The 12,712-nt window shown below is 46.6% G+C and carries 10 protein-coding genes; 9 read left to right on the forward strand and 1 reads right to left on the reverse strand.

Features of this window, described 5'->3' with window-relative positions:
• Positions 1–3: 3 nt before the first annotated feature.
• A complete protein-coding gene (locus tag ACFOET_RS16865; protein WP_379024796.1) occupies positions 4–1,491 on the reverse strand; it encodes a hypothetical protein in 1,488 nt (495 codons plus the stop codon).
• 166 nt (positions 1,492–1,657) lie between these two features.
• Between ACFOET_RS16865 and ACFOET_RS16870 the strand changes: the two genes are divergently transcribed.
• The 9 genes from ACFOET_RS16870 (at position 1,658) to ACFOET_RS16910 (ending at position 12,082) form a co-directional block, all read left to right on the forward strand.
• A complete protein-coding gene (locus ACFOET_RS16870) occupies positions 1,658–2,518 on the forward strand; it encodes a ribokinase (protein WP_379024798.1) in 861 nt (286 codons plus the stop codon).
• Positions 2,519–2,555: 37 nt separating this feature from the next.
• Positions 2,556–3,560: a GRP family sugar transporter gene (locus ACFOET_RS16875; protein ID WP_379024800.1), complete on the forward strand. Its 1,005-nt coding sequence runs from the start codon at positions 2,556–2,558 to the stop codon at positions 3,558–3,560.
• A gap of 30 nt (positions 3,561–3,590) precedes the next feature.
• The gene (locus ACFOET_RS16880) at positions 3,591–6,527 is read left to right on the forward strand and encodes a SusC/RagA family TonB-linked outer membrane protein (protein WP_379024802.1); all 2,937 of its coding nucleotides are present in this window, start codon (positions 3,591–3,593) and stop codon (positions 6,525–6,527) included.
• Positions 6,528–6,554: 27 nt separating this feature from the next.
• Positions 6,555–8,069: a RagB/SusD family nutrient uptake outer membrane protein gene (locus tag ACFOET_RS16885; protein ID WP_379024804.1), complete on the forward strand. Its 1,515-nt coding sequence runs from the start codon at positions 6,555–6,557 to the stop codon at positions 8,067–8,069.
• Positions 8,070–8,111: 42 nt separating this feature from the next.
• Positions 8,112–9,101: a nucleoside hydrolase gene (locus ACFOET_RS16890; RefSeq protein ID WP_379024806.1), complete on the forward strand. Its 990-nt coding sequence runs from the start codon at positions 8,112–8,114 to the stop codon at positions 9,099–9,101.
• A gap of 142 nt (positions 9,102–9,243) precedes the next feature.
• On the forward strand, positions 9,244–9,945 hold the full coding sequence (locus ACFOET_RS16895) for a MarR family winged helix-turn-helix transcriptional regulator (protein WP_379024808.1): 702 nt from the start codon (positions 9,244–9,246) through the stop codon (positions 9,943–9,945).
• A gap of 175 nt (positions 9,946–10,120) precedes the next feature.
• Entirely contained in the window at positions 10,121–10,681 is a 561-nt protein-coding gene (locus ACFOET_RS16900; protein ID WP_379024810.1) for an SgcJ/EcaC family oxidoreductase, read from the forward strand.
• Between the two features lie 259 nt (positions 10,682–10,940).
• Complete coding sequence (locus ACFOET_RS16905) at positions 10,941–11,516, forward strand: GNAT family N-acetyltransferase (protein ID WP_379024812.1); 576 nt, start codon at positions 10,941–10,943, stop codon at positions 11,514–11,516.
• Positions 11,517–11,536: 20 nt separating this feature from the next.
• Positions 11,537–12,082 carry an alpha/beta fold hydrolase gene (locus ACFOET_RS16910; RefSeq protein WP_379024814.1) on the forward strand — a complete coding sequence of 182 codons (546 nt, stop codon included), beginning with the start codon at positions 11,537–11,539 and terminating at the stop codon, positions 12,080–12,082.
• The last annotated feature ends 630 nt before the right edge of the window (positions 12,083–12,712 follow it).

Here is a 12,712-nt window from a genome sequence, read left to right on the forward strand (position 1 = left end):
TATTCAGTATAAATGCGCCAGCACCCATTGTCCGAAGTCGGCAAATTTTGTTAATTGAAGTTCCCGTTTATCTGCTGCAATTTCTTTTAATTTTTCAGCAACCTTTTTGCGCGTGGTCGTCTTCCATGCATTTCCCCTGCGCTTAGGATCCGCCGCGATCGTGTTGAAGATCAGTTTTTCGGTTTTGTAGGCTTTACCCTGTTTACTGAATGCCCTTTTGTACGATCGGATCTCATACTCGATATAAGCCAGGTCATTCATTTCATAACTAAGAAGTATATAGAGTAAACGGCCGGCCCGGTAGACAAGGTGTTGTGGGGTTTGCTTCGCAGCATCAATGAGCAGGTTTAATTGTTTTTTCGCCTTGCTCCATTGTTGCTGCATAAAATGGGAAAGTGCTACAAAAAAATAGCACTCCAATTGCTTTTCATGGGCAGTGATTGATCTTTGGCCATTCACGTGGACGGAAGCGTCCGTCAACAATTGATCGGCCATGCCGTATTGCTTACAACCGAGCACCATATTTAACCGATATACTTGCGCGGTCAGTGTCGCGACACTTTTGAAATGTTCAGGATAGGCGCGTTCCGATAATGCGGTCAGCTTATCGATAAAGGGAGACATTTCTTGGTAGTAACCGATGCTCCGTAGACTGTCCAGAATACCATCAAGCGCGGATAGATAATCATAGGGAGGATAGTCCCACATAGGTTCGTTGGCTTCCGTCAATTTGGTGAGCGCATTGAATATCCGCAATGCCGAGCGGTAGTCACCGGAATGAAGAAAAAAGAAGGACTGAAAAAGCAAATGTAATTTTTGTGGTTCGAATTGATGCTGGCTGCCCCGGGTAGATAGGCTAAGCTCGCTTAGGATTAGATCATTCACCTGTTTTTCTCGTTGTCCGTTTTCGGGACGCTTGCGATTTGTTAGCCGGTGGCGGAGGAGTTCGTAAAGGGAGTAATGTTCATGAATTTGCCGGAGGGATTGCAGCGTATGTTTGGCCCTCATTTGTTTATCCACCAATTGCTGTTCACTAAGCCCGGGGAAACCCAGGTCAGAAAGGGCGGTCAATTCCATTCGTGCAGCCTGATAAGCCACCGGATAGTGCTGACTTTCCGCCGCTAATTTTGAGGCTTTCTGAAGCTCTTTGAATGCTCTGCCGGGTATCGAGCGCTCGAAACACAACCTCGCTTTCAGCAGGCATTGGTATTGCTGATACCAAGGGTCTTGTTCAATACGGACCTGTACGAGTAAATCGGTCAGGACCTTATAGAGATAGGCAGCCGTGTTTTCCAGCGACTTCGAAGGGTAAGCCTTCCTGAATTGCTCCTGCCATGGGGCGGTGTCCGGGGGGCTTGTCTGTCCGGCAATTTGTTGAAAAAGCGAGACATACACTTTGTTGCCTTTTAGCAGCGCCGAATGTTGCTGAAAAAGCTTTTTCTCTGCTGCAGATAGCGATTTAACCAGCTTTTCAAGTTCGTAGAACAACATATTCGATAGATTGCAAATTATTTTTTCATAAATGTCTGATAATCAGGATTATTTTTAGTATACAATTGGTTTTTCTTGTGTTTACACTTCATAAAGTTATGTAAAAATGGCCAATTTTACAAGGATATCGGTGGTACTTTTGACATCGTTATAAACCACTTCAGCAATGTTTACCAATTATATGACCAATAAAATCATCGTTGTAGGTAGTATGAACATGGATATGGTAGTGAAGACGAGCCATATTCCACAGCCAGGAGAAACTGTTTTGGGCGGATCTTTTTTAATGAATCCCGGAGGAAAAGGAGCGAACCAGGAGTCATCTCAATTATTTGATGAGGAAGGGGTAGACACCAATGGGATTTTGGCTGATGACAACAGCCCATCCGGCATTGCATTGATTACGGTCGATGAGCGTGGTGAAAACAGCATTGTCGTCGCCCCCGGGGCAAACGCGCATCTGGAACCCGGCGATGTAGAAAAGGTGCTGGACAACTATCCCGGCAGCAAAATCTTATTGATCCAGTTGGAAATACCGATGCGAACCGTTGAACATGCGGCCGGTAGAGCACGCGACAGGGGAATGAAGGTGATTCTTAATCCAGCGCCTGCCAATGCAATGGTTCACAACATGTTCCACTTAATCGATATCATCACACCGAATGTAAATGAAGCGGAGATGTTGTTCGGTGTGCGGATTACCGACATCTCCAGTGCGCGGCAGGCAGCGGAGCGCATACACGAACAGGGAGTGAAACAGGTGATCGTGACATTGGGTAAGGACGGCGCGGCGCTGCTCGAGGACGGTGCGTTTTATCACATTCCGGCACCGAAGGTCGAGACCGTGGATACCACGGCGGCGGGCGACGTATTTAATGGAGCGCTTGCAGTAGCGGTAGGAGAAGGCAAGTTATTGAAAGATGCCGTATCCTTTGCCTGTCGCGCTGCCTCGCTTGCGGTGACGCGTATGGGTGCGCAGTCCTCTATTCCGTTCCGCAACGAAGTTTTGTTGAGCAGCATGACATAGACAACAATTGTATAACCAATTTCAAAACTGACAAATTATGTTTATCGTAGAAAGTTATGGGCTCGCCGTCCTGTTTTGCGTCGTCACGATGCTTTGCTGGGGCTCGTGGGCCAACACCCAGAAGCTTGTGCAGCGCGAATGGCGGTTTGAACTCTTTTATTGGGATTATGTATGGGGAATTTTCCTGTTGGCACTTGTCGGTGCCTTTACGATGGGGAGCATGGGAGGATCCGGCAGGCCATTTCTGGCTGACCTCGCGCAGGCAGAAGGCGGGAATATCCGGAGTGCCCTTACCGGCGGAGTGGTATTCAACCTAGCCAACATCCTGCTGACGGCAGCCATAGCAGGTGCGGGGATGGCCGTTGCTTTTCCGGTAGGGATCGGATTGGCGCTCGTGATCGGCGTGCTCATTAATTACATCATGCATGCGAAGGGAAATCCTGTTTTCTTGTTTGCAGGTGTCGGTTTGGTAACGCTGGCCATCATTTTAAACGCGGTGGCTTATAGTAAACACTCCGGTGGAACGGGCAAGAAAGGCGTAATTAAGTGGATCGTGGTGTCCGTTATCGCCGGCGTGCTGATGTCCACATTCTATCCGTTTATCGCAGCCGGAATGGATCTGGAAAATTTCGTTTCGCCTGCGACCGGCAAGATGACGCCCTACACCGCTTTTGTTGTATTTGCAGCCGGTATTCTGGTAAGTAACTTCTTGTTCAATACCATACTCATGCGCAAGCCGCTGGAAGGCGCTCCCAGCAGCTACGGCGAATATTTCACAGGGCGGTTTAGCGTCCATGCGGTGGGCATTGTGGGCGGTTGCATCTGGGGACTGGGCAATCTTTTCAACCTTATTGCCGCAGGCAAAGCCGGCCCCGCGATCTCTTATGGTCTTGGTCAGGGCGCCACACTGGTGGCCGCACTCTGGGGGGTGCTGATCTGGAAGGAATTTAAGGGGGCTTCCAAATCTGTTAGCTCGCTCGTAGCAGCGATGTTCGTGCTTTTTGTGGTAGGACTTGGATTGGTGGTCGCTGCTGGGGAGTAAACTGATAACCAACAAACTTAATTAAACGTTATGAAAAAAAATGTGTTAACTGCAATTTTTCTCTGCTTTTTGGGAGTATTGCAAATTGCTCTTGCGCAAACGAATGTAACCGGACACGTCACCGATAGCCTCACCGGTGAACCCTTGGTGGGAGCCAATATTCGGGAGATAGGGGGCAAGGGTAGTGCGACAACGAACGATTCGGGTGCTTTTTCAATTTCCGTTTCAGGTGCGAATTCGTCACTACAGGTGACGTACATTGGGTATCAATCCCAACAGGTCAGCGTTGCTGGCCAAGCGACGGTCCACATATCCCTGGTACGCATCGGAGACGCTTTGGATGAGGTCGTCGTAGTTGGTTACGGCACGCGGCGAAAAAGCCAATTGACCGGCGCAATTTCGTCCATATCATCCGCTGAATTAAAGGAAACACCAGTCGTCTTTATTGATCAGGCACTGCAAGGACGAGCGGCCGGAGTCGACGTGGTGTCCGCAGGTCATCGACCCGGAGAAGGAGCCACAGTGCGTATCCGAGGCGTTAATTCGATTTCGGCCGGTAACGATCCGTTATACGTTGTAGACGGTATACCCGTATCGCGGGGCGTAAACCTCATCAATCCGAACTTTATCGAATCCATAGAGGTATTGAAAGACGCATCTGCAACCGCAATCTATGGATCACGCGGTTCTAATGGGGTAATTTTAATTACGACGAAGCAAGGCAAGGCAGGACGTACGCAATTCAGTTATGAGAGCTATGCGGGCTTTTCCAGGATTCTTAATAAAGTGGATGTGTTGGATGGTGAAGAGTGGGTCCGATATAAAGAAGCATCACGGCGTACAGATGACCTTACCGTGTTGCTTGATCCTATTGAGCTTGCAAATTATAATGCCGGTATCGAAGTGGATTGGGTAGACCTTAACTTACGGGACGGTTTACAGCACAGTCATTCGTTGAGTTCGTCGGGCGGAAATGAGAAAACCAAGTTTTCCGTAGATGTAAACTTCTTAAAGCAAAACGGTATTGTTTACAATTCCGATTTTACCCGTGGATCGTTACAATTCAATGTAAATCACAAGGTAAATGAACGGTTCAATTTTGGGCTTACCACGCTTCTTTTTATGTCGAAAACCAATCTGATTAACGCGGGGGCGGTTCTAAGTCAAGCGATGCAGATCAGCCCCTTGGGAGATATCTACGAAGATGATGGCCGTTATCGATTGTTTCCCACTAACGAAGCGCTGATTGGAAACCCGCTCGCCAATGTAGACAATGAGCGTAACCAGCAGATACGGAACCGGATGTTCAGTAGTCTTTTTGCCGAATACCAAATTATAGAAGGACTTAAGTATAGACTTAACTTCGGTCCAGATCTCACCTTTTCAAATGATGGAAATTTTATCGGAAGCTATACGACCATCCTGCAAGGCGCGCCCAATAGGGCGTCTAATTCCCGAGACGATACGAAGGCTTACACGTTAGAAAATTTGCTGATGTACAATCGGGAATTTGGAAATGGCCACGAAATCGACCTGACGTTGTTACAGAGTATCCAGGAAGAGATTACAGAAAGCAACACGGTTTCGGCGATGGGAATGCCATCGGAAAAAATGCTTTGGCATAAACTATCTGCTGGCGAAATTAGGTCTTACGATTCCGACCAACAAGGGTGGTCCCTGCTGTCCTACATGGCCCGTTTGAACTATGCTTACAAAGGTAAGTATATGCTCACGCTCACCGCCCGCCGAGACGGCTCCTCGCGGTTTGGTGATGATCGAAAATTCGGTTTTTTCCCCGCATTCGCGATGGGATGGAATATTAAGCAGGAAAATTTCATGTCAGATGTATCTGGTTTGACGGAATTAAAGTTACGGGCAAGCCATGGTTCGGTTGGCAACACTGCGATAAACCCATACCAGTCGCTAGGTGCCGTATCCCGAAGTGGGTATGTTTTTGGTGATGAGACTGCGTTGGGTTTTCGGCCCTCTACGTTGCCCAATCCGGACCTGCGTTGGGAAAAGTCGACGACGACAAATATTGGATTGGATTTCGGATTGTTTAACAATCGGCTGACTGGTGCGCTCGAATATTATGTGGTTAATACAACGGATCTGCTATTGAATCAATCGGTGCCAAGACTATCAGGATATAGTAGTATTTTGGTCAATATCGGCAAAACGAGAAACGTAGGCTACGAGGCGTCGATTTCGTCTACAAATGTAGATGCCGGTGGTTTCAAATGGGTCACGAATCTTAATCTAGGAGCAAACCAAAATAAAATCGTCGACTTATACGGAAACGAAGCCGATGATATCGGCAACAGTCGGTTTATCGGTAAGCCCATCTCGGTGTTCTATGACTTGGCTTTTGATGGCATATGGCAGGAGCACGAGGCAGAGATAGCGGAGAGCTACGGCAGAATACCTGGCCAGATAAAAGTAAAGGATACGAACAACGATAGTCAAATCAACGCAGAAGACCGTGTAATCTTGGGCTCACCGTTTCCAAAGTGGCAAGGAGGACTAACAAATTATTTCAGCTACAAAGGAATCGACCTATCAGTCTTCATCCACACCCGGCAAGGTTTTATGCTCAATAGCAGTTTACATACGATCGATAATCTTGCTGGCCGGTACAATATTCCGAGATTTGTCAATTATTACACCCCGGATAACCCAAGCAATGAGTTCCCGCGGCCGGTCAACCAAGGGCAGACCAACGTAAATATGGGAGTTTTGCGCTACCGAGATGGTTCTTTTGTACGAGTGAAAAATATCAGCTTGGGTTACACGTTCAACGCAAAATCATTGGCTGCCTTGCGACTACAATCGTTGCGCGTGTATCTTAACGCCTTCAACCCGTTTACGTTTACTTCGTACGAAGGGTGGGACCCCGAGGCGGGGAGCAACGTGGACAGCTATCCGAGCACCAAAACGTTTTTGGCGGGTTTGAGTGTTAATTTTTAAATAAAAACAGTTTTAGAATTGAAGACAATGAAAACGAATATCATATACATCCTGTTCTTTGCAACGTTATGTTTTTCATGCGATCGCGATTTTCTGAAGGAAGACCCACGTTCGGTCCTCAATCCTGTGGGATTTTATACCGACGAGGCGGGACTACGGGCTGGCGTTAACGCGACATATGCCGCATTGCGCCCCATGTATGGTGAGCAAGAAGCTCCCTTCCAGCTGACGTTGCTTGGCACAGACCTATTCACGCATGGAAAAGCCGAGATCGGATTGCCATTCGATTATTACGATGCTGACCTTAATTCTTTTTCTGGAGAAGTTGCGTTCATTTGGAACAATTGCTATAACCTCATTAATATTGCTAATTCCGTTGTATCGTCCGCGCCAGAAGTTCAAATGAACGAAGTGGAAAAAAATCATCTGGTTGGCGAAGCCAGATTTATCCGTGCGCTCGCTTATTTCTGGCTTGTACAGCAATTTTCGGATGTTCCGCTGCGCTTAGAACCAACGATGGGCGTAGTACGCGAGGTAAAGCGGAATAGCAAGGATGAGGTCTATAAGGCGATCATTGCTGATCTGGTTACTGCTGAAGCAAACCTTGGTGATTCCCATGCTCAATGGGGACGCGTCCGCAAAGGTGCTGCCAGGCATTTGCTAAGCAAAGTATATCTTACGATCGGGGATTGGGAGAATGCATTTTTTTACGCGGATAAGGTGATCGCCGATAAGTCTAACTACGGATTGGAGGCTACGTTTAGCGACATCTTCCACCACGACAATCAGGTCAATAAGGAGGTTGTCTTTTCGGTGCAGTATCGCAATGATCTCGTGAATTCAGGAATTGGAAATCGAACGCATTTATTTTTTACGAACTCGTATTCTGACATTCCCGGAATGCAGCGAGAGCTCCAATGGGGGCGCCCATGGTCACGCTATGCCCCCACGGCATTTCTAATGAGTCTATTTGATGATGAAAGTGATGAGCGAACGGATATCTGGCGTACCTTTGACGATTTTTATTATAATAACCCTTCATCGTTGCCTGACGGCAAAAGTCTTGGCGATCCGATCGATCCAAGTTGGGAAAACACAATTGAATTTCACCCAGCACTGATTAAATATTGGGATCCTACACGGCCGCAAGTGAATGAGGAGCGGGGCAACAAGGATTTTATTGTTTTCCGGTTGGCTGAAACCTACTTAATCGCTGCCGAAGCGTTACTTATGGATGGAAAGCGGGCGGCGGCGTTGCCTTATTTCAATGCGGTGAGACAACGGGCATCCCGCGAGGGATATGATCTTTCTGTTACTGAAGAAATGCTGGATGTCGATTTAATCTTGGATGAAAGAGCACGGGAGTTGGCTGGCGAAATGCATCGGTGGTTCGACTTAGTCAGAACCGGGAAGGCCGTGGAGCGGATTCGGTTGTATAGCAAAAACGGCGCAAATATCCAGCCACATCATTTGTTACGACCGATACCACAGAATGAAATCGATTTGCTGGAGACGCCGTTACCACAGAATGACGGGTATTAATCCGTATATTGCCAAAAACAAGGTTGTAAATTACATATTCGTATGGTGGAAAATTTGAAAGTGCATTTGATTATATTTTTCCTGGTGGGGTGCTTCATTTCATCAACTAGTGTGCTGGCAGACCCCATTAAGGTCATCCTCGACACAGATATCGATTCCGATGTTGATGACGTCGGTGCATTGGCGATGCTACATACACTTGCAGACCACGATGTAGTAAAAATCCTCGGTGTCATTGTGACCAGCAATGATACCTATGCGCCAAGCTGCGCGGATGCAATCAATCATTATTACAAACGTCCAGCTATTCCAATTGGTGTTCAGAAAGGGTTAGAGACTACTAATTTTTCGAAATATACCAGGCAAATTAGCGAGGAATTTCCCCATAGGATTTCATCTTACGAGGACGCTGAAGATGCAATTTCACTTTACCGGAGGATTCTGGCAAGTCAGGAAGATCAAAGCGTTGTCATCATCTCCATTGGGCATCTAACGAATTTGAGACTTTTGCTCGAGTCCCATCCCGATGAGCACAGCATGCTTTCAGGAACGGAGCTGGTAAAAGCCAAGGTGCGGATGTGGTCTGCCATGGGAGGAAAATTTCCGGCTGGTAAAGAAGCAAACTTTTACCGGCCGGATCCCGAATCGACCGTGGTAGCCATAGCGAACTGGCCAACACGGGTCGTGTTCGCGGGGTGGGAAACAGGGAACAAGGTGATTACAGGAGGTGAATTTCTTCGAAAATCACTCAAACAGAATCACCCCGTATGGCGAGCTTATCATCATTATAACAATTTCGAAGGAAGACAGAGTTGGGACCAGTTGTCGGTTCTTTACGCAGTGTCATCGGCACCTGATGATTATTGGGATTTGCAATATGGAGAAGCATTAGTCCATTCAGACGGCTCCAATGGCTGGAAGATGTCATCCGAGGTTACCAACCAAGCTTTTTTGGTTGAGAAGGCGGACCCTACCGAAGTTGCGAAAATTATAGATGCGCTTATGGTAGGACTTTATAAGCCTGGTTTTTAATCGTCTTGACTTATGAACGGAGAGCGTCTTTCCTGAGAAAGAACTTCCGTGTAGGATGAGCTTGCCTTGTCTTGCTCAGCATAAAATTGGTTTAAAGCCTATCACGTTTCGCTTTCTTTTCGCTACATTTGTTTAAAAAGTGATGAGACCAATCGTCGAATTGATTTCCGAATGGGATACCTATGTCAGTTCTCATGACGGGGTAACAGTAGAAGAATTCTGCAAGTACTACCTGACTAAGAAAAGCGTCGGAGAACGCAGAAAGGCGTTTGCAGGAATGACTCCACCTGACCTAGATACCACACTCGCCAAATTAATTGGCCGGGTTGCGTCCATGTATTCCGCCTATTGCAAGATGGCCTTACAGGAAAAACCCGAAATAGACCTTGATAGTTTTTATTTCCTTAATGCCATCTACCATAAAGCCGAGTCACAAAAAAAGGAAATTATCCAATTCCATTTTGTGGAGCGGTCTACGGGCATGGATATCTTGAAGCGCCTGCTTATTTCTGGATATATTACCGAACGCGCGGATCCTGTCGATAAACGAGCAAAATTAGTAAGCATCACGAAAAAGGGAGAAAGGACGCTACATGAACTTTACCGTCTGCTTTTCAAACCAACGGTTTTGATGTTCCATTCCATTCCAGAAGAAGAGAAAAAGTTGCTGGCCGATATACTTACACCTGTCGAAATTAAGCATGGAGAAATTCTTTCAAAAAGCAAAACTCAGCATTTGGATGAAATTTTGAAAGACGAAGTTGGGGAGCATGTGCTCAGAAACATTTACGCTGAATTGGGTAAAAGAATCAACCAATTTACCGAAAACAAATCTAGCCAATAGCACATCGCTTTCTGCACACCCGTCGCTATCAGAACGCGAATGTGAATAAACAATGTTTAGCCTAAATTCTACCCGCCGATTTTAGCCCCGGTCCGAGAGACTAAAAAAAACAACGAAAATAACATTAGTTGTAACGAATCCGTTGTATATTTGTCCAATATAGAAATTTTAGATCATGAAAAAGTATACCACGTTCAAAACCGGATTTATTGCATTGGTGACAATTAACACTTTAATTATTATTGCAAATAACATTTATGTCACACCACCGATCAATATCCGAACTCAGCAATTACCAGCGGGCAGAGCAAATGATATTGATGCCATTAAGGCGCTCGAACAGCTTTCTGCAGAAGGATGGGCAGAAGGGAATGGCAAGAAAATGGCATCTGTTTATACGGATCGTGCTGATTACGTTACATTCAATGGTGAATGGTTGCAGTCTCGTCGTGAAATAGACTCCCTTCATCAAGAATTGTTCGACGGAGTACTGAAAGGTTCGTCAATTGAAAACAGGAAGATACAAAGTATTCGTTTCTTAACAGATAGCGTCGCTGTAGTCCATATTACAGGTGCTGTGAAGCACAAAGGCGCTAAAAAGCCTGCTAAAAGTAGAGATTCTATTCAAACATTGATTGCATGGAAGAATGATGGTAAGTGGAAGTTTACGGCCTTCCACAATGCCCGCATAAGCAGGGTTTCGCTATGGGAAGGTATTATGATGTCTTTTAGTTGATAACTAACTTGCTATGATGCAACGCAGTGAAGCCCAAGTACCGTTTCAGCGTCATTCGGTCAGGATGCGGCAATAAGTTACTTCAGCATGACAATGAAATGTCCAAAATACCCCGCAATAAAGTCCGTTAGACACCCCTTTTAAATACCGAATAGACAATATTTTTGCCGAATATGCTGAAGATTTGCGGCAAAAGTTTATACAATGACCTGGCAGGTCTACCGGCAATGACTTTGCGAATAATGAAAATGAACACGTTATGACAGTAAAAATCGCTCAAGCATCAGATGAAGGCGGCGCCATTGAAGCGTTGACGTTGGCATTCAGTGCTGATCCGATGACCCGCTGGTCTCTTGCGAACCCTGTGAAATATTTGGCGGCTTTTCCTTCGATCGTAAGGGCTTTCGGCGGAAGTGCTTTCCAGACGGGTACAGCCTATGTTGCCGATGGTTTCGCAGGGGTTGCCTTGTGGTTGCCACCCGGCGCCGGATCTGATGAGGAGTCGCTGATGAGGCTGTTCGACGAAAACGTTGGCGACGGTGTAAAGGAAGATTTGCCGGGAATTTTTGAACAGATGCAAAAATTTCACCCTACCGAACCGCACTGGTATCTGCCGATGATAGGTGTCGACCCGGCGTATCAGGGTACAGGCGTAGGCACGGCATTGTTGACCGAAGCGCTAAAAGCTGTTGACCGTGATGGATTAGCTGCGTATCTCGAATCTTCGAATCCTAAGAATATTTCGTTATATAAGCGTCACGGTTTTGAGGTCATCGGCGAGATTCAATCCGGCGGCTCGCCTATTTTACGCCCTATGCTGCGAAGCGCGCGATGACTCGTGTAAATTCCTTCTTTATGAGCAAGCAAATATTATTTATACAAGGAGGAGGCGAAGGAGGGTACGAAGCCGACAAAGAATTGGTTACTTCGCTTCAAGCAGCCCTAGGGGAAGAATACATGATCAGCTACCCCGAAATGCGATGGGATGAAGCGGCTGCTGACTTTGGCTGGACGAAGCAGATTGGCGAAGAGATTGCCCAAGCGGATAACGGTCTTGTTTTGGTTGGACATTCATTCGGTGCATCTATGATTTTAAAATACCTTTCCGAAACCACCATAAACAAAAAAATTAAGGGAGTTTTTCTCTTAGCAGCACCGTTTTGGAGTGGGGACGAAGCATGGAAGGCGGGGTTTAAACTAAAATCCGATTTTGCCAATAGCTTACCCGCTGACGTGGTGTATTATTTGTACCATAGCAAAGATGATGACGAGGTGCCCATTTTCCATTTCCACCAATATAAAAAGAAGCTTGCCCGGGCGAACTTCAGGGAAGTTAACAGCGGCGCACATCAATTCGGTAACGATTTGGCGTTGGTAGCTGAGGATATCAAATCCTTGTAAAAGCAAAAGTAGCGATCGAAACTATCGGCCGGGATGGGTATTCATGGAGTTGGCTAAGGAAGTACCCTTGCCGGAAGGTCGATGCGAACCCGCAGGCGGACATTGCCGTGTCCGTATTCGCACACTTACTGTCCGTATTCGGACACCGACTAATAGGTAAACCGGTGATTATTTCTTTCTAACGTGCTTTTTTGCGTTGGCAGATTTGTTGATGCCTGCACATAACTACGACGGAAAGTTAACGAACATCGTTCATGATAAAGAACTATTTCAAAATCGCCTGGCGCAACCTGGCTAAAAGCAAGGGGCACAGCGCCATTAATATCGGGGGCTCGCCGTGGGCATGGCCGTGGCCATGCTGATCGGCCTCTGGGTACATGATGTTGGTATTATCTTGCGCTATGGCTTTCGAATTATGATTACCGAGTAAGCATCAGTTGGGTGGTCTTCGTGTTGGCCGCAGTCTTAGCACTTTTAGTCACCATCGTGACGGTCAGTTTCCAAGCTATCAAAGCAGCGTTAGCCAATCCGGTGGATAGCCTACGGAATGAATAGCAAGCAAGCTCGCTGACGCATCTTTCCATCCGCACTTAGCCCATACGCCTCCATTGCTTTTCGCCGTAGCCATGT

Origin of the sequence: Parapedobacter deserti (assembly GCF_042646065.1) — a bacterium.
GTDB classification, from domain to species: Bacteria; Bacteroidota; Bacteroidia; order Sphingobacteriales; family Sphingobacteriaceae; genus Parapedobacter; species Parapedobacter deserti.

Bases quoted from the DNA above. Each gene is read 5' to 3' on its own strand.
- ACFOET_RS16865 (WP_379024796.1), bottom strand. From the start codon at position 1,491: ATGTTGTTCTACGAACTTGAAAAGCTGGTTAAATCGCTATCTGCAGCA.
- ACFOET_RS16870 (WP_379024798.1), top strand. From the start codon at position 1,658: ATGTTTACCAATTATATGACCAATAAAATCATCGTTGTAGGTAGTATG.
- ACFOET_RS16875 (WP_379024800.1), top strand. From the start codon at position 2,556: ATGTTTATCGTAGAAAGTTATGGGCTCGCCGTCCTGTTTTGCGTCGTC.
- ACFOET_RS16880 (WP_379024802.1), top strand. From the start codon at position 3,591: ATGAAAAAAAATGTGTTAACTGCAATTTTTCTCTGCTTTTTGGGAGTA.
- ACFOET_RS16885 (WP_379024804.1), top strand. From the start codon at position 6,555: ATGAAAACGAATATCATATACATCCTGTTCTTTGCAACGTTATGTTTT.
- ACFOET_RS16890 (WP_379024806.1), top strand. From the start codon at position 8,112: ATGGTGGAAAATTTGAAAGTGCATTTGATTATATTTTTCCTGGTGGGG.
- ACFOET_RS16895 (WP_379024808.1), top strand. From the start codon at position 9,244: ATGAGACCAATCGTCGAATTGATTTCCGAATGGGATACCTATGTCAGT.
- ACFOET_RS16900 (WP_379024810.1), top strand. From the start codon at position 10,121: ATGAAAAAGTATACCACGTTCAAAACCGGATTTATTGCATTGGTGACA.
- ACFOET_RS16905 (WP_379024812.1), top strand. From the start codon at position 10,941: ATGACAGTAAAAATCGCTCAAGCATCAGATGAAGGCGGCGCCATTGAA.
- ACFOET_RS16910 (WP_379024814.1), top strand. From the start codon at position 11,537: ATGAGCAAGCAAATATTATTTATACAAGGAGGAGGCGAAGGAGGGTAC.